We start from the raw sequence: 16,149 nt of genomic DNA, 5'->3' as shown, positions 1-16,149 counted from the left end.
CGCCCTCACCGCCCGCCACAACCTGCAGTACGGGGTTCCATGTCGCGCCAAACCGCCGTTGCACCGCCACCGTTGCCCAGCCTCTGGGAGTACCTGGCGCCGACCGACTGGCGCAGCGTGGATTTCATCTCCGACCTGCACCTGAGCGCCGACACGCCGCGCACCTTCGATGCCTGGTCGGCCTACCTGCGCACGACCGACGCCGACGCGGTGTTCATCCTCGGCGACCTGTTCGAGGTGTGGGCCGGCGACGACAGCCGCCACGACGAGTTCGAGGCGCGCTGCGCCAACGAACTGGCCGAGGCGGCCTGCCGGCGCACGGTAGGCTTCATGGCGGGCAACCGCGACTTCCTGGTCGGGCTCGACATGCTGCGCGACTGCGGCGTGCTCGCGCTGCCCGACCCGACGGTGCTGCAAGCCTTCGGGCAACGCGTGCTGCTGACGCACGGCGATGCGCTGTGCCTGGACGACACCAAGTACCAGCAGTTCCGCGCGCTGGTGCGCAGCGAGGCCTGGCAGCAGGACTTCCTTGCGAAGCCGCTCGACGAGCGCCGTCGCTTTGCGCGGGCAGTGCGCAACGAGAGCGAGCAGCTCAAGCGCAGCAACCCGGCTCCGATGGACTGGGCCGACGTCGACGGCGCGGCCGCGGTGCGCTGGCTGCATGAAGCCGGCGCGACGACGATGGTGCACGGCCACACGCACCACCCAGGCAGCGAGCCGCTGGCGCCGGGCATGCTGCGCCACGTGCTGAGCGACTGGGAGCTCGACCACCCGCCGCACCGCGCCGAGGTGCTGCGGCTGAGCGCGCGCGGCTTCAGGCGCATCACGCCTCCCGGCGTGGCGCTCGCCTGAGCGGTCGTGCTGGGACGGCTGGTCTCGGCGTGGCAGGGGTGGCGAGAGCGCCGCACGCTGGCACGCCGGCCGATTCCCGATGCGCTGTGGCACGAGACGCTGGCGCGCTATCCCTTCCTCGGTGATCTCGATGAGGCCGACGCTGCGCAGCTGCGCCGCTTCGCGACGCTGTTTCTCGCCGACAAGCAGTTCCACGGCACGCACGGCGTGGTCGTCAACGATGCGATGGCGGTCGCGATCGCCGCGCAGGCCTGCCTGCCGGTGCTGCGGCTCGGGCTCGGCTGGTACGACGGCTTCGTGCTGATCGTCGTGCACCCCGACGAGATGCTCGCGAAGCGCGAGGTGGTCGACGACGACGGCATCGTGCACGAATACGAAGAGGCGCTGACCGGCGAGGCGCCCGGCGCCGGGCCGATGACGCTGTCGTGGCGCGACGTCGCCGAGGCGCAGGAGAATCCGGAAGACGGCAGCGGCTGGGCCTACAACGTCGTCATCCACGAGTTCGCGCACGTCATCGACATGCGCGACGGCCGCTCCGACGGCATCCCGCCGCTGCCGAGCCGCGAGGCGCACCAGCGCTGGCGCGAAGTGATGCCGGCCAGCTACGAGCGCTTCTGCGCCGAGGTCGACCGCGACGACGACATCTTCATGGACCCGTACGCCGCCGAAGGCCCCGACGAGTTCTTCGCGGTGGCCTGCGAGACCTTCTTCGTCGCGCCACTCGACCTGCAGGCCTGGGATGCGCCGCTGTACGCGCTTCTGAGGGACTTCTTCGAGCAGGACCCGGCGGCGCGCTTCCCGCTCGCCTGATTCCCGGTGGCTCGGCGAGCGCCGATTGAATGAAGAACGGGGCCCGAAGGCCCCGTTGTCGCGACTGCCGCGTGCCGCGTGAAGAGGATCAGGCCGTCGCCGGCTCGGCCTTCGGCTTGTCGATCTTCTTCGACGGCTGGATGTCGAGCACAGTCTTGCCATCGGCATCCACGTCGACCGTCAGGCGGCCACCGTCGACCAGGCTGCCGAACAGCAGTTCGTCGGCCAGTGCACGGCGGATCGTGTCCTGGATCAGGCGCTGCATCGGGCGAGCCCCCATCAGCGGATCGAACCCCTTCTTCGCCAGCAGCTTGCGCAGCCCGTCGGTGAACGTGACCTCGACCTTCTTCTCCTGCAACTGGCTCTCCAGTTGCAGCAGGAACTTGTCGACCACCCGCATGATGATTTCTTCGTCGAGCGCGCGGAAGCTCACCGTGGCGTCGAGGCGGTTGCGGAACTCCGGCGTGAACAGGCGCTTGATGTCGGCCATCTCGTCGCCCTGCTCGCGGGCGTTCGTGAAGCCGATCGTCGACTTGTTCATCGTCTCCGCGCCCGCATTCGTCGTCATGATGATGATGACGTTGCGGAAGTCGGCCTTGCGCCCGTTGTTGTCGGTCAGCGTGCCGTGGTCCATCACCTGCAGCAGCACGTTGAAGACGTCCGGGTGCGCCTTCTCGATCTCGTCGAGCAGCAGCACCGCATGCGGCTTCTTCGTGATCGCCTCGGTCAGCAGGCCGCCCTGGTCGAAGCCGACATAGCCCGGAGGCGCACCGATCAGGCGGCTGACCGCATGGCGCTCCATGTACTCGCTCATGTCGAAGCGGATCAGCTCGATGCCCAGGATGAACGCGAGCTGCTTCGCGACCTCGGTCTTGCCGACGCCGGTGGGGCCGCTGAACAGGAACGAACCGATCGGCTTGTCGGGCTTGCCCAGGCCGGAACGCGCCATCTTGATGGCCGCCGCGATGGCCTCGACCGCCGGCTCCTGGCCGAACACCACGCTGTTCAGGTCGCGGTCCAGCGTCTTTAGCTTCGAGCGGTCATCGCTCGACACGCTGGTCGGCGGGATGCGCGCGATCTTCGCGACGATCTCCTCGACCTCGTTGCGGGTGATGGTCTTCTTCTGCTTGCTCTTCGGCAGGATGCGCTGCGCGGCACCGGCTTCGTCGATCACGTCGATCGCCTTGTCGGGCAGGTGGCGGTCGTTGATGAACTTCGCCGACAACTCGGCCGCGGCCTGCAGCGCGCCCAGCGCGTACTTGACGCTGTGATGCTCTTCGAAGCGCGACTTCAGGCCCTTCAGGATCTCGATCGTCTGCTCGACCGACGGCTCGACCACATCGACCTTCTGGAAGCGCCGGGACAGCGCCGCATCCTTCTCGAAGATGCCGCGGTACTCCGTGAAGGTGGTCGCACCAATGCACTTCATTGCACCCGAGCTGAGCGCCGGCTTCAGCAGGTTGCTGGCGTCCAGCGTGCCGCCCGACGCCGCACCGGCACCGATCAGCGTGTGGATCTCGTCGATGAACAGCACCGCGTTCGGCTGGTCCTTCAGGTGCTTCAGCACGCTCTTCAGGCGCTGCTCGAAATCGCCGCGGTACTTGGTGCCGGCCAGCAGCGCGCCCATGTCGAGCGAATACACGTTGGCATCGGCCAGGATCTCCGGCACGTCGCCCTGCGTGATGCGCCAGGCCAGGCCCTCGGCGATGGCCGTCTTGCCGACACCGGCTTCACCGACCAGCAGCGGGTTGTTCTTGCGGCGGCGGCACAGGATCTGGATCACGCGCTCGACTTCGAGCTCGCGGCCGATCAGCGGATCGATCTTGCCGTCGCGCGCCATCTGGTTCAGGTTCTGCGTGAACTGGTCGAGCGGCGAGCCCTTGCCTTCGCCTTCGTCCTTCTCGCCTTCGGCACTCGCGCCGCCGTCGCTCGGCTTGGCCGGCTCCGGCGGATCGGTCTTCTTGATGCCGTGCGCGATGAAGTTGACGACGTCGAGCCGCGTCACGCCCTGCTGGTGCAGGTAGTAGACCGCGTGCGAGTCCTTCTCGCCGAAGATCGCGACCAGCACGTTGGCGCCGGTCACTTCCTTCTTGCCGCTGCCGGTGGACTGCACGTGCATGATCGCGCGCTGGATCACGCGCTGGAATCCCAGCGTGGGCTGCGTGTCGACCTCTTCGGCCCCGCCGACGGTCGGCGTGTTTTCCTTGATGAACTGCGCAAGGCTCTTGCGCAGGTCGTCGATGTTGGCCGAGCACGCTCGCAGGACCTCTGCGGCGGACGGGTTGTCGAGCAGCGCCATCAGCAGGTGCTCGACGGTGATGAATTCGTGGCGCTGCTGGCGCGCCTCGACGAACGCCATGTGCAGGCTGACTTCAAGCTCTTGCGCGATCATGCGGCCTCCATAATGCATTGCAACGGGTGGCCGCCCCGACGGGCAGCGGCCAGCACCAATTCGACCTTGGTTGCAGCGACGTCCTTCGTATAGACGCCGCAGACTCCGCGGCCCTCTTTGTGAACCTTGAGCATGATCTGCGTCGCGGTTTCGAGGTCGCGCTGGAAATACTCCTGAAGCACCATCACGACAAACTCCATCGGTGTGTAGTCGTCGTTGAGCAGTACCACCTGGTACATGCGCGGCGGCTCTGTCTTCGCGGCCTGCCTTTCGGCCACAACCGCTCCTTGCCCGTCATCGGGTGTCGGCCGCTTCAGCGGCTCTGGCGGTGTTGGTTTTTCCTCTGGCATGGAACCATTCTATAGAGTTGATTTTCGCAGTGCTCACCCGGACAGATATTGCGACATCCGAACGAACTGCAAGGGCCGGAAATGCATCACGACGTGCCCATTGTTCTACGACACGGCCGCGCACGGAATGCATTTGGTTGCATGGCCCTGAACCATGGTTTGCCGTGCCTTGACAGTCACCAAGGTGGCGCACAAAATTCTTCGCTCACAGGGATAGGAGACCAATATGGCCCAGAAGTTGTTCGGAACCGTGAAGTGGTTCAATGATGCGAAGGGATTCGGCTTCATTGAACCGGAAGGGGGTGGCGAGGATGTGTTCGCACATTTTTCGGCCATCCAGAGTGAAGGCTTTCGCACGCTCAAGCAGGGCGGCCGCGTGAGCTACGAAGTGGTGCAAGGCCCGAAAGGCCAGCTCGCGCAGAACATCTCTGCGCTCGACGCACCCGAGACGACCCCGCATCGCCGCAGTTCTGTCGGTGTGACGGAGTCCTCAGCTGCTGCAGCCTAGGGCGTAGGGCACGCGCCGCGCAGGCGGCGTGGAAGAACGCGCGCTGCGCAGGCAGCGCGTGGGCTGTGGTTGGCCGTTGCCACTTCGGTGGTCGGTGACCGTTGCCGTCATGCAGCTCGCATGGCCAGCATGGCCCGGCGCATCGTCTGGTGCGGAAAGCCTTCATCGGCTTCCCGAACCAGACGGCTCCGGGCCGTCTTCATTGCGAGTTGGCGAAGCGCGCGCCGGACCACGTGCAACGCAGGGCCCAACAAAAAACCCCTTGCTCCACGCAGGAACAAGGGGTTTGCAGACCACCGCCGGGCCGAAGCCACCGGCGGACGATCCCATGAGGATCACATGTGGTCGATCATCACCTGGCCGAAGCCCGAGCACGACACCTGGGTCGCGCCGTCCATCAGGCGCGCGAAGTCGTACGTGACCTTCTTCGACAGGATCGACTTCTCCATCGAGCTGATGATCAGGTTCGCCGCTTCGCTCCAGCCCATGTGGCGCAGCATCATTTCGGCCGACAGGATCTCGGAACCCGGGTTCACGTAGTCCTTGCCGGCGTACTTCGGGGCCGTGCCGTGGGTGGCTTCGAACATCGCGACCGAGTCGCTCAGGTTCGCACCCGGGGCGATGCCGATGCCGCCGACCTGGGCCGCCAGCGCGTCGGAGACGTAGTCGCCGTTCAGGTTCAGCGTCGCGATCACCGAGTACTCGGCCGGGCGCAGCAGGATCTGCTGCAGGAAGGCATCAGCGATCGAATCCTTGATCGTGATGTCCTTGCCCGTGTTCGGGTTCTTGAACTTGCACCACGGGCCGCCGTCGATCAGCTCGGCGCCGAATTCCTTCTGCGCCAGGCCGTAGGCCCAATCACGGAAGCCACCTTCGGTGAACTTCATGATGTTGCCCTTGTGCACGATGGTCACGCTGGGCTTGTCGTTGTCGATCGCGTACTGGATCGCCTTGCGCACCAGGCGCTCCGTGCCTTCGCGCGAGACCGGCTTGATGCCGATGCCCGAGGTGTTCGGGAAGCGGATCTTCTTGACACCGAATTCGTCCTGCAGGAACTTGATCAGCTTCTTGGCCTTGTCGCTCTCGGCCTCGAATTCGATGCCGGCGTAGATGTCTTCCGAGTTCTCGCGGAAGATCACCATGTTGGTCTTCTCGGGTTCCTTCACCGGCGACGGCACGCCCTTGAAGTACTGGATCGGACGCAGGCAGACGTAGAGGTCGAGCTCCTGGCGCAGTGCGACGTTCAGCGAGCGGATGCCGCCGCCGACCGGCGTCGTCAGCGGGCCCTTGATCGACACGACGTACTCGCGCAGGACCTGCAGCGTCTCTTCGGGCAGCCACACGTCGGGGCCGTAGATCTTGGTCGACTTCTCGCCGGCGAAGATCTCCATCCAGTGGATCTTCTTGCTGCCCTTGTAGGCCTTCGCCACCGCGGCGTCGACGACCTTGATCATCACCGGGGTGATGTCGTAGCCCGTGCCGTCGCCTTCGATGTACGGAATGATGGGCTGGTCGGGGACGTTGAGCGAGAAGTCCGCGTTGACGGTGATCTTCTGCCCGCCCTCGGGCACCTTGATGTGCTGATACATGAGATAGCTCCGCGCGCTGCTGATGTTGGAGTGACTGGGACCGGACCGCACTGAAGCCGGCGATTCTATGTCACGTGCCGTGTCAACCGACTTTCGAGAGCCCGCGTTACGGGCGGGTCGTCCACCGATGGACGGCGGATCCAAACTTTCGAAAGGTTTTCACATGAACAAGATTCTGGCCGCCCTGATTGCTTCCCTGTTCGCTGCCGGCGCTTTCGCCGCTGATGCGAAGCCCGCTGAAGCCGCCAAGCCGGCTGCCTCGGCCGCCGCCAAGGCTGACAAGAAGGCCGAAAAGAAGGCCGAGAAGGCTGAAGCCAAGAAGGCCGAGAAGAGCGAAAAGGCTGCTTCGGCTGCCAAGTGATTCAAGAGGAGCCGGGCTCGCGCCCGCTTCGCTGAGTTGCATGAAGAACGCCCGGCCATGCCGGGCGTTTTTCTTGGTGCTCGCTAAACTCGCCCGCTCCCCCTTCTTCTGCAGCCGCCCTCTGTTGCGGCCACCTCTTCCACCGGATGTCCGCCAGCCCATGAAGACCCTCGCCACCCGCCTGCTCGCCCTGCTCGCCTTCGGCGCGATCGCCGTCGCTGCCATCGCGCAGGACGCTCCGCAGCAACTGCCCGCGATCCAGATCACCGCCGGCATCCACAACATCCAGGCGCAGGTCGCGCAGACGCCCGATCAACGGGCCACCGGCCTGATGTTCCGCCGCACGATGGGCACCAACGACGGCATGCTGTTCGCGTTCGAAGACGCCGGCGTGCAGTGCTTCTGGATGAAGAACACGCTGCTGCCGCTGTCGGCCGCCTTCATCGCCGACGACGGCACCGTCGTCAACATCGAAGATATGAAGCCGCAGACGCTCGACTCGCACTGCTCGAAGAAGCCGGTGCGCTTCGTGCTCGAGATGAACCAGGGTTGGTTCGCGAAGCGCGGCATCAAGTCCGGCGACAAGCTGTCGGGCACGCCGTTCGGTCGCTGAGCACGCCGATCCAACAAAAAAGCCGGTCTCTCGACCGGCTTTGTCTTGTCTGTCGCGGATCGCGATCGATCAGGCGAAATTCTTTTCGGCGAAGTCCCAGTTGACCAGCGAGGTCAGGAAGACCTCGACGAACTTCGGGCGCAGGTTGCGGTAGTCGATGTAGTAGGCATGCTCCCACACGTCGATCGTCAGCAGCGCCTTGTCGGCGGTGGTCAGCGGCGTGCCGGCCGCGCCCATGTTGACGATGTCGACGCTGCCGTCGGCCTTCTTCACGAGCCAGGTCCAGCCCGAACCGAAGTTGCCGACGGCGCTCTTCGTGAAGGCTTCCTTGAACGACGCATAGCTGCCGAACTTCGCGGCGATCGCCGCGGCCAGCGCGCCCTTCGGTTCGCCGCCACCGGCCGGCTTCATGCAATTCCAGAAGAAGGTGTGGTTCCAGATCTGCGCGGCATTGTTGTAGATGCCACCCGAGGCCTTCTTGACGATCTCTTCCAGGCTCAGGGACTCGAACTCGGTGCCCTTCTGCAGGTTGTTCAGGTTCACCACATACGCGTTGTGGTGCTTGCCGTAGTGGTATTCGAGCGTTTCCTTGCTCAGGTGCGGGGCGAGGGCATCTTGCGCGTAAGGCAGCGGCGGCAGCGTGTGTTCCATGCGAATTCCTTTCGGGTATCGAGTCAGGTGGGGCGCATTGTAGGCAGAGCAGGCGCCGGTTGCAGGCGCGCGTCCGATGACGTCACTTGCTTCACGTCGACCGTGGCGCGGCCGTCCGAAAACACCGCGCCCAGCCGCTGTCCGACCGCCAGCGTCGCGACACTCGCGACCGGCGCGCCCTGCTCGTCTTCGAGCCAGGCGTAGCCGCGCGCGAGCACCTGGCGCGGATCGACCGCCTGCAACCGCGCGGCCAGCGCATGCACGCGGTGCCCGGCGCCTTCGGTGCTGCGCTGCAGGCCGCGTGCGAGACGCGGCGCGACGCTGTCGAGGCGGTACGCATCGGCCTGCAGGCGCCGCTGCGCACTGGCCTGCAGCCGGTGCGCCAGGCCCTGCAGGCGCTGCGCCGTCGCCCGCACGCCCTGCCCCGGCCGCGCGAGCCGCAACGCGGCACGGTCGATCCATTGCGACTGCTGGTCGAGCACATGGTGCATGCGGCGCTGCATCAGCGTCGCGAATGCGGCCAGCATCTCGGCCAGCTCACGCACCGGCGGCGCCGCCAGCTCGGCCGCGGCGGTCGGTGTCGGCGCGCGCAGGTCGGCGGCGAAGTCGGCCAGCGTCACGTCGGTCTCATGGCCGACCCCGCAGATCGTCGGCAGCGGGCTGGCCGCGATGGCGCGCACCACGCGCTCGTCGTTGAAGGCCCACAGGTCCTCCAGCGAGCCGCCGCCGCGGCACACGATCAGCGCATCGACCTCGTTGCGTTCGGCCGCCTGCGCGAGCGCGCGCACCAGCGCGGCAGGCGCCTCGGCGCCCTGCACCAGGCTCGGATAGACGACGACGGCCACATGCGGCGCGCGCCGCTCGAGCGCGGTCAGCACGTCGTGCAGCGCCGCGCCCGACGTCGACGTGACGACCCCCAGCCGCCGCGGATAACGCGGCAGCTCGCGCTTGCGCAGCGGATCGAACACGCCTTCGGCCTCGAGCCGTGCCTTCAGCCGCAGGAACTGCTCGTACAGCGCACCGGCACCGGCCTGCTGCATCGATTCGACGACGAACTGCAACTCGCCGCGCGGTTCGTAGACCGCGAGCCGCCCGCGCACCTCGACGCGCTGTCCGTCGGCCGGGTTGAACGCCACCAGGCTCGCCGCGCGCCGGAACATCGCACAGCGGAGGGTCGCCTGCTGCCCGTCGGCATCCTTCAGGCTGAAGTAGCAGTGGCCGCTGGCGGCGCGCGAGAAGCCCGACAGTTCGCCCTGCACGACACAGGCGCTGAACCGCGCCGCCAGCGCGTCCGACACCGCGTGGACCAGCCCCGCGACGCTCCAGACCAGGCGCTCGCCCCGTGCCGCGGACCGCTCAAGCATGGGGAAACCCAGCGTTCATGCGGGTCGAGAACTCCACAAGCCCGCCAATCAAGGGCTGGCGGCGTACTTCGGCTGTCATGCCGCATTCACAATCGCCTAACTCCTTGATTTTCAACATATTTTCCATGCTTAAAGTTTGAGCAATCTGTGGCGGAGCCTGATTTGGCGCGGCCTGGACGGGTTCGACCCGGGGTTGCCCACAAAGTTATCCACAGTTGCGGTGGACTCAGGATGTAGTCGGCCGGTACTACATCGGACCACCGAGCCGGGTCCCCGCGCGGGGACCGTCGGCAAACATGCGGTTGCCTTGCCGATGTGCGTCGCGGGCCTGCCTTGGGGTCATAATCGCGCGTCCAAAAAGAGACCGCCCGAGACCCTGTGGTGAGGCGGTCGACCGCGGCTCCTGTGCATCACCGCATCCCACCATTGCTGAGAGGACCGGATTGTTTTCGATCATACAAGCCGCTGGCTGGCCGATCTGGCCCTTGCTCCTGTGTTCCATCATTGCGCTCGCGCTGATCATCGAGCGCCTGTCGAGCCTGCGGGTCGCACGCATCGCGCCGCCGCGGCTGCTCGATGAAGTGATCTCGGTCACCCGCGCCCACCTGCCGGCCGCCGACGTCGTCAACAAGCTCGCCGACAACTCGCTGCTCGGCCAGGTGCTCGCCACCGGCCTGCGGGCGATCATCGCCGACCCGCGCATCTCGCACGACAACCTGCACGGCGCGTTCGAATCCGCCGGCCGCAGCGCGGTGCACAAGATGGAGCGCTTCCTGAACACGCTGGGCACCATCGCGTCGGCCGCGCCGCTGCTGGGGCTGATGGGCACGGTGATCGGCATGATCGAGATCTTCGGATCGCAGGCGCCCACCGGCGGCAGCAACCCGGCACTGCTGGCGCATGGCATCTCGGTCGCGCTGTACAACACCGCGTTCGGCCTGATGATCGCGATCCCGTCGCTGATCGCCTACCGCTACTTCCGCGGCCTGATCGACGCCTACACGCTCGAGATGGAACAAGCCGCCGAGCGCATGGTGCCGCACCTGATGCGCTTCACCGCCGTGCGCAAGGCGAGCTGACGGGCCATGGCGATGAAGTTCCGCAAGCATCACCCCGAAGAACCCGAGATCAACCTGATCCCGTTCATCGACGTGCTGCTGGTCGTCCTGATCTTCCTGATGCTGTCGACCACCTACTCGAAGTTCACCGAGCTGCAGGTCAGCCTGCCGGTGGCCGATGCCGACAAGCCGCGCGAGAACAACAAGGAAGTGATCGTCGCGATCTCGGCCGAAGGGCGCTACGCGGTCAACCGCAAGACGCTCGACGGCCGCAACGTCGAGATGCTGACGGCCGAGCTGCTGGCGGCGGCGGCCGGCTCGAAGGACGCGATCATCATCGTGTCGGCCGATGCGGCGTCGTCGCACCAGTCCGTCATCACGGTGATGGACGCCGCACGCCGCGCGGGCCTGGCGCGGCTGACCTTCGCGGCCCAATCGTCGCAGGGCAGCGAAGCGCGCTGAGCGGTCCCGCGCCGCGCCCCGTCCTGCCCCTCTCTCACCCCCCCGTGTCGCTGTCCCTCCGACTGCAGCGCGCCTGGCTGGCGCGTGGTGCGCTCGCGTGGGCGCTGCTGCCGCTGGCGGGACTGTACGGCGCGGTCATCGCGCTGCGCGACGTCGCCTTCCGGGCCGGCTGGCGGCGCATCGACCGCCTGCCGGTGCCGGTGATCGTCGTCGGCAACCTGATCGCCGGTGGCGCCGGCAAGACCCCCACCTGCCTCGCGCTGGTCGACCTGTTGCGGCAACGCGGCTGGACGCCCGGCATCGTGTCGCGCGGCTACGGTGGCAACGCGGGCGACGCGGTCGTGCTGGTGACGCCGGACACGCCCTCCAGCGCCTGCGGCGACGAGCCGCTGCTGATGCAGCGCCGCAGCGAAGCGCCGGTGGCCGTCGGCCGGCGGCGTGCACAGGCCGGCCGCACGCTGCTCGCGGCGCACCCGGCGGTCGACGTGATCGTCTGCGACGACGGCCTGCAGCACCGGCAGCTGGCGCGCGATGCGCAGGTCATCGTGTTCGACGAACGCGGCGCCGGCAACGGCTGGCTGCTGCCCGCCGGCCCGTTGCGCGAGCCGATGCCGTCGACGCTGCCGGCGCGCAGCGTGCTGCTGTACAACGCGCCGGCCGCGTCGACGCCGCTGCCGGGGCATGTCGCGCAGCGTCGCCTCGGCCGTTTCACGCCGCTGCAGGCGTGGCTGGACGGCCGCCAGGGCGACGCCACGGCGGGCGCCGATCTGCGCGGCCGCCGCCTGGTCGCCGCCGCCGGGCTGGCGCATCCGCAGCGCTTCTTCTCGATGCTGCGCGATGCCGGCCTCGACATCGCCGAGCTGCCGCTGCCCGATCACCACGACTTCGCAGCGTTGCCGTGGCCGACCGACACGGCCGACGTCGTCGTCACCGAGAAAGATGCCGTCAAGCTCGATCCCGCGCGCCTGGGCATGACCCGCGTGTGGGTCGCGACGCTAGACTTCCAGCTTCCGCCGGCCTTCGCGGCCGACCTGCTGGCGCTGCTGCCGAAGCACGCGCCGGCCGCCCACTCCTGACCCGAGGACACTCGATGGACACCCGACTGCTTCAACTGCTGGTGTGCCCCCTGTGCAAGGGGCCGCTCGAGCACAAGCGCCCGCCGCAGGACACCGCCCACGAGCTGGTGTGCCATGCCGACCGCCTGGCCTTCCCGGTGCGCGACGGCATGCCGATCATGCTCGAGGCCGAGGCGCGATCGCTCGACACCCCTGCCGAGGCCGGGAGCGCCGCGTGAGCTTCACCGTGCTGGTGCCGGCGCGGCTGCAGTCGACGCGGCTGCCGCGCAAGCCGCTGGCCGACATCGGCGGGCTGCCGATGATCGTGCGCGTCGCGCGCCGCGCCGCGCTGTCGGGCGCGCAGCAGGTGGTGGTGGCGGCCGATGACGCCGAGATCGTCGCCGCGTGCCGAGCCCACGACGTGACCTGCGTGCTGACCCGCACCGACCACCCGACCGGCAGCGATCGTCTCGCGGAAGCCTGCGCGCTGCTGGGCCTGCAGCCCGACGAGATCGTCGTCAACGTGCAGGGCGACGAACCGCTGATCGACCCGGCGCTGGTCGATGCCTGCGCGGCATTGCTGCAGTCGCAGACCGACTGCCCGATGAGCACCGCCGCGCATGCGATCGACAGCGCCGACGAGCTGCGCAACCCGAACGTCGTGAAGGTCGTGCTCGACGGCGCGAACCGCGCGCTCTACTTCTCGCGCGCGCCGATCCCGTGGTGGCGCGATGGCTACGCGTCGGGCATCGAGGCACTGTCGTCGCCCGCCGGTTCGTTGGCCGCCCCGTTGCGCCACATCGGCCTGTACGGCTACCGCGTCGGCTTCCTGCGGGATTTCCCGAAGTTGCCGCCCTGCCCGCTCGAGCAGACCGAATCGCTCGAGCAGTTGCGCGTGCTGTGGCATGGGCACCGCATCGCGGTGCATGTCAGCGCGGTGCGCCCGGGACCGGGGGTCGACACGCCCGAGGACCTGGCCCGTGCGAGGGCATTGATCGGCTGAAAACCCCGGCGCGATCCGGGCGGCGATTCGCGCGGCAAAGCGGGTGTAAACCCGGGGGCCCCGAGGGCGCCGCGGCCTGCCCTGCGTCAGTTTCGCGCAGGGGGTCGCATGCTATTCTCGACGGCAAAAGTCCGTGTCTGCGCCGGCCGGCACCGCGACCACGAATTCCATAAATTGAGGATGACTGATGAGACTGATTCTGCTGGGCGCACCAGGCGCCGGTAAGGGCACGCAAGCGGCGTTCATTTGCCAGAAGTTCGGCATCCCGCAGATCTCCACCGGCGACATGCTCCGCGCGGCCGTCAAGGCCGGCACACCGCTCGGCGTGGCCGCGAAGAAGGTGATGGACGCCGGCGGCCTGGTCAGCGACGACATCATCATCGGTCTCGTCAAGGAGCGCATCGCCCAGCCCGATTGCGCGAAGGGCTTCCTGTTCGACGGCTTCCCGCGCACGATCCCGCAGGCCGACGCGATGAAGGCGGCCGGCGTCAAGCTCGACCTGGTGCTCGAGATCGACGTGCCGGACGCCGCGATCATCGAACGCATCAGCGGCCGCCGCGTGCACCCGGCCTCGGGCCGCAGCTACCACCTGAAATTCAACCCGCCGAAGACCGCCGGCCGCGACGACCTGACCGGCGAAGAACTCATCCAGCGCGACGACGACAAGGAAGAGACCGTCAAGAAGCGCCTGGAGGTCTACCAGAAGCAGACGCGCCCGCTGGTCGAGTACTACTCCGGCTGGGCGGCCACCGGCGACGCCGCGGCGCCGCAATACCGCAAGATCTCCGGCACCGGCTCGGTCGAGGAGATCACCGCACGCGCACTGGCCGCACTCCAGTAAGAGGCTCCCCATGGACATCGCAGGCAAGGTCTTCATCGTGACCGGCGGGGCCTCGGGCCTCGGCGAAGGCACGGCGCGCATGCTCTCGGCGGCCGGCGGCAAGGTCGTCATCGCCGACCTGCAGGCCGACAAGGGCGAAGCGGTCGCGAAGGAACTGGGCGGCGTGTTCGTGCGCTGCGACGTCAGCCAGGAGGCCGACGGGCAGGCGGCGGTCGCTGCGGCCACCGCCGCCGGCAAGCTGATGGGCCTCGTCAACTGCGCCGGCATTGCGCCGGCGGTCAAGACCGTGGGCAAGGACGGCGCGCACCCGCTCGCGGTGTTCGCGAAGACGGTGACGGTCAACCTGATCGGCAGCTTCAACATGATCCGGCTCGCGGCCGAGGCGATGAGCCGCAACGCGCCCGAACCCACCGGCGAGCGCGGCGTGCTGATTTCCACCGCCAGCGTCGCCGCCTACGATGGGCAGATCGGGCAGGCGGCGTACTCGGCGTCGAAAGGCGGGATCGTCGGCATGACGCTGCCGATCGCGCGCGACCTGGCACGCAACGGCATCCGCAACATGACGATCGCGCCGGGCATCTTCGGCACGCCGATGCTGTTCGGCATGCCGCAGGAGGTGCAGGACGCGCTGGCTGCCGGCGTGCCCTTCCCGAGCCGCCTGGGCACGCCCGCCGACTACGCGAAGCTGGTGCACCAGATCATCACGAACGAGATGCTGAATGGGGAAGTGATCCGCCTGGACGGCGCGATCCGCCTCGCACCGAAGTGACCTCGTAGCCCGGGAGACATCCCGGGAGCAGCATCAGGCGTCGAACCGCCGCTCCCGGATTGGCATCCCGGCTACTTCTTGCGGGCGTACAGCGCCCACAGGCGCGCCAGGTCGGCGGTGCCGTCGTTGCCYTGCACGGTCTTGAAGGTCGCGGCCGATTTCGCATGGTCGCCGGCCACCAGCTGCGCGATCGCCAGGTGCAGCTTCGCGTCGTCCGGGCGCTTCGTGCCCTTCGCGATGCCCTGCTGCATCAGCTCCAGCCCCGCCTTCGCCTGCCCGCCATAGACCTGGTCCATGCCGATCGCCAGCAGCTCGCCGCCGTCCTTGGCCGCCTTCGCGTCCGCGAGCGCCTGCGCCTGMSCGGCCTTCGAYTCCGCCAGCCGCTTGGCCACCAGGTCCTTCAACCGCTTGTGCCGCTCGGCCTCCGGGCCCACGCCCAGCACGCCCGCCGCGAAGCCCTTGTCCATCGCCTGCTGCGCCTCGTTCAGGCTGCCCGCCTGCACCGCCAGCTGCACCATCTCCATGTAGTCGGCCGCCGCGCTCGTCGCACCCGTCGCCAGGCTCAGCCGGTAGGTGTCCAGCGCCAGCCGGTCGCTGAAGTTCGGCTTGCGCTGCAGCCGCCCCAGCAGGTCGGTCCAGTACTGCTTCTGCGGGTAGTACGTCACCAGYTTCTCGACCGCCCACACRTACGCGTTGGTGTCGTTCATGCGCTGCGTCGCATTGGCCAGCAGCTTCAGCCGGTCTTCSGCCGGSGCCTGCCCGGCCTTCTCCGACGCATTGATCTCCACCTGCAGCTCGCGCGCCGCACCGGCGAAGTCMCCGCCCAGGTACTGGCTCTGGATCAGCAGCGTGCGCACCGTGCCGCTGGTGCCRCCTTCCTTGAAGTAGCGCTGGCCCCACTGCATCGTCTTCGCGTAGTCCTTGGCCCGGTAGGCCGTGCCCGCCAGCGATTCGAGCATGCGCTGCTTGTCGGCCTGCGCGAGCTTGCCGCTGGCCGCCAGTGCCTCGAACGACTTGCCCGCGGTGTCGGCATCGCCCGCGCCCGAGGCGGCTGCGATGCGCATGCGCTCGATCGTGTAGCTCTCGCTCGCGTTCTTGTTCGGCACCGCGTCGGCGTCGCGCACCTTCGCCAAGGCTTCCTTGTACTTGCCGGCCTTGATCAGCTCGCCTGCCGCCTGCAGCGGCTTGCCCACGTCGGGGCGCACCGCCTCTTGGGCGTTCGCGCCGAGTGCCGCGCCCAACACGAGCGCGGCCAACAGGGGTTTCAACTTCATGGCCATGCTCACTTGATGAACTGCTCGTTGCCCACCATGCCCAGCTTGCTCACCCCGAGCCGCTGCGCACTGGCCAGCACCATCGCCACCGACTTGTACTCCACCAGCTTGTTCGGGCGGATGTGCACCTCGGGTTGATCCGCGACCGCCGCCGTCGCCGCCAGCTTCGTCTCCAGCACCGTGCGGTCGGGCACCAC

19 protein-coding genes are annotated in these 16,149 nt (G+C 67.7%); 12 read left to right on the top strand and 7 right to left on the bottom strand.

All coding sequences use genetic code 11. From position 1 onward, the window contains the following. Positions 1-39 precede the first annotated feature (39 nt). Positions 40-852, top strand: coding sequence for a UDP-2,3-diacylglucosamine diphosphatase (locus tag ASC98_RS20990; RefSeq protein ID WP_056808149.1), 813 nt, complete (start codon positions 40-42; stop codon positions 850-852). A gap of 6 nt (positions 853-858) precedes the next feature. After that, positions 859-1,662: a zinc-dependent peptidase gene (locus ASC98_RS20985; protein WP_056808147.1), complete on the top strand. Its 804-nt coding sequence runs from the start codon at positions 859-861 to the stop codon at positions 1,660-1,662. An 88-nt stretch (positions 1,663-1,750) separates the two neighbouring features. On the opposite strand, the gene clpA is transcribed toward ASC98_RS20985, so the two are convergent. Together clpA and clpS are read right to left on the bottom strand one after the other, a co-directional pair. Next, positions 1,751-4,054, bottom strand: coding sequence for an ATP-dependent Clp protease ATP-binding subunit ClpA (gene clpA / locus ASC98_RS20980; RefSeq protein ID WP_056808145.1), 2,304 nt, complete (start codon positions 4,052-4,054; stop codon positions 1,751-1,753). After that, on the bottom strand, positions 4,051-4,404 hold the full coding sequence (gene clpS, locus ASC98_RS20975) for an ATP-dependent Clp protease adapter ClpS (protein ID WP_082541734.1): 354 nt from the start codon (positions 4,402-4,404) through the stop codon (positions 4,051-4,053). The genes clpA and clpS overlap by 4 nt, the downstream gene beginning before the upstream one ends. A gap of 226 nt (positions 4,405-4,630) precedes the next feature. On the opposite strand from clpS, the gene ASC98_RS20970 reads away from it, so the two are divergent. Beyond that, entirely contained in the window at positions 4,631-4,912 is a 282-nt protein-coding gene (locus tag ASC98_RS20970) for a cold-shock protein (protein ID WP_056808144.1), read from the top strand. A gap of 335 nt (positions 4,913-5,247) precedes the next feature. Here the strand turns inward: ASC98_RS20970 and icd are convergent, their stop codons facing one another. After that, positions 5,248-6,501 (bottom strand): NADP-dependent isocitrate dehydrogenase, encoded by a 1,254-nt coding sequence (gene icd, locus ASC98_RS20965; RefSeq protein ID WP_056808141.1) that lies wholly within the window; start codon positions 6,499-6,501, stop codon positions 5,248-5,250. A gap of 163 nt (positions 6,502-6,664) precedes the next feature. Here icd and ASC98_RS20960 point away from each other — a divergent pair, with 163 nt between their 5' ends. Beyond that, positions 6,665-6,862: a hypothetical protein gene (locus tag ASC98_RS20960; protein ID WP_056808139.1), complete on the top strand. Its 198-nt coding sequence runs from the start codon at positions 6,665-6,667 to the stop codon at positions 6,860-6,862. A gap of 160 nt (positions 6,863-7,022) precedes the next feature. Then, positions 7,023-7,475 carry a DUF192 domain-containing protein gene (locus ASC98_RS20955; RefSeq protein WP_056808137.1) on the top strand — a complete coding sequence of 151 codons (453 nt, stop codon included), beginning with the start codon at positions 7,023-7,025 and terminating at the stop codon, positions 7,473-7,475. A 69-nt stretch (positions 7,476-7,544) separates the two neighbouring features. Here the strand turns inward: ASC98_RS20955 and ASC98_RS20950 are convergent, their stop codons facing one another. Both ASC98_RS20950 and xseA read right to left on the bottom strand, forming a co-directional pair. Further along, entirely contained in the window at positions 7,545-8,126 is a 582-nt protein-coding gene (locus ASC98_RS20950; protein ID WP_056808135.1) for a Fe-Mn family superoxide dismutase, read from the bottom strand. Positions 8,127-8,149: 23 nt separating this feature from the next. Next, positions 8,150-9,490 (bottom strand): exodeoxyribonuclease VII large subunit, encoded by a 1,341-nt coding sequence (xseA, locus tag ASC98_RS20945; protein ID WP_056808133.1) that lies wholly within the window; start codon positions 9,488-9,490, stop codon positions 8,150-8,152. A 443-nt stretch (positions 9,491-9,933) separates the two neighbouring features. Between xseA and ASC98_RS20940 the strand changes: the two genes are divergently transcribed. The 7 genes from ASC98_RS20940 (at position 9,934) to ASC98_RS20910 (ending at position 14,678) form a co-directional block, all read left to right on the top strand. Continuing rightward, positions 9,934-10,569, top strand: coding sequence for a MotA/TolQ/ExbB proton channel family protein (locus tag ASC98_RS20940; RefSeq protein ID WP_056808131.1), 636 nt, complete (start codon positions 9,934-9,936; stop codon positions 10,567-10,569). A 12-nt stretch (positions 10,570-10,581) separates the two neighbouring features. After that, on the top strand, positions 10,582-11,010 hold the full coding sequence (locus tag ASC98_RS20935; RefSeq protein ID WP_056808270.1) for a biopolymer transporter ExbD: 429 nt from the start codon (positions 10,582-10,584) through the stop codon (positions 11,008-11,010). A gap of 44 nt (positions 11,011-11,054) precedes the next feature. Further along, the gene (lpxK, locus tag ASC98_RS20930; RefSeq protein WP_056808129.1) at positions 11,055-12,086 is read left to right on the top strand and encodes a tetraacyldisaccharide 4'-kinase; all 1,032 of its coding nucleotides are present in this window, start codon (positions 11,055-11,057) and stop codon (positions 12,084-12,086) included. Between the two features lie 14 nt (positions 12,087-12,100). Then, entirely contained in the window at positions 12,101-12,304 is a 204-nt protein-coding gene (locus ASC98_RS20925) for a Trm112 family protein (protein ID WP_056808127.1), read from the top strand. Next, positions 12,301-13,068 carry a 3-deoxy-manno-octulosonate cytidylyltransferase gene (gene kdsB, locus ASC98_RS20920; protein ID WP_056808125.1) on the top strand — a complete coding sequence of 256 codons (768 nt, stop codon included), beginning with the start codon at positions 12,301-12,303 and terminating at the stop codon, positions 13,066-13,068. Before ASC98_RS20925 ends, kdsB begins: the two co-directional genes overlap by 4 nt. A 187-nt stretch (positions 13,069-13,255) precedes the next feature. Then, a complete protein-coding gene (gene adk / locus ASC98_RS20915) occupies positions 13,256-13,909 on the top strand; it encodes an adenylate kinase (RefSeq protein WP_056808123.1) in 654 nt (217 codons plus the stop codon). 10 nt (positions 13,910-13,919) lie between these two features. Further along, entirely contained in the window at positions 13,920-14,678 is a 759-nt protein-coding gene (locus tag ASC98_RS20910; protein ID WP_056820426.1) for a 3-hydroxyacyl-CoA dehydrogenase, read from the top strand. 71 nt (positions 14,679-14,749) lie between these two features. Here ASC98_RS20910 and ASC98_RS20905 read toward each other — a convergent pair whose 3' ends face one another. Both ASC98_RS20905 and ASC98_RS20900 read right to left on the bottom strand, forming a co-directional pair. Then, a complete protein-coding gene (locus ASC98_RS20905) occupies positions 14,750-15,952 on the bottom strand; it encodes a hypothetical protein (protein ID WP_157604836.1) in 1,203 nt (400 codons plus the stop codon). Between the two features lie 8 nt (positions 15,953-15,960). Beyond that, positions 15,961-16,149, bottom strand: a 189-nt coding sequence (locus ASC98_RS20900) for an ExbD/TolR family protein (RefSeq protein ID WP_369821163.1), incomplete at its 5' end; no start/stop codon positions are given.

This window comes from Rhizobacter sp. Root1238, from assembly GCF_001425825.1.
GTDB lineage: Bacteria > Pseudomonadota > Gammaproteobacteria > Burkholderiales > Burkholderiaceae_C > Rhizobacter.
Note: the sequence above shows the minus strand (reverse complement) of the source record. Positions and strands in the feature narration are given on the sequence as shown.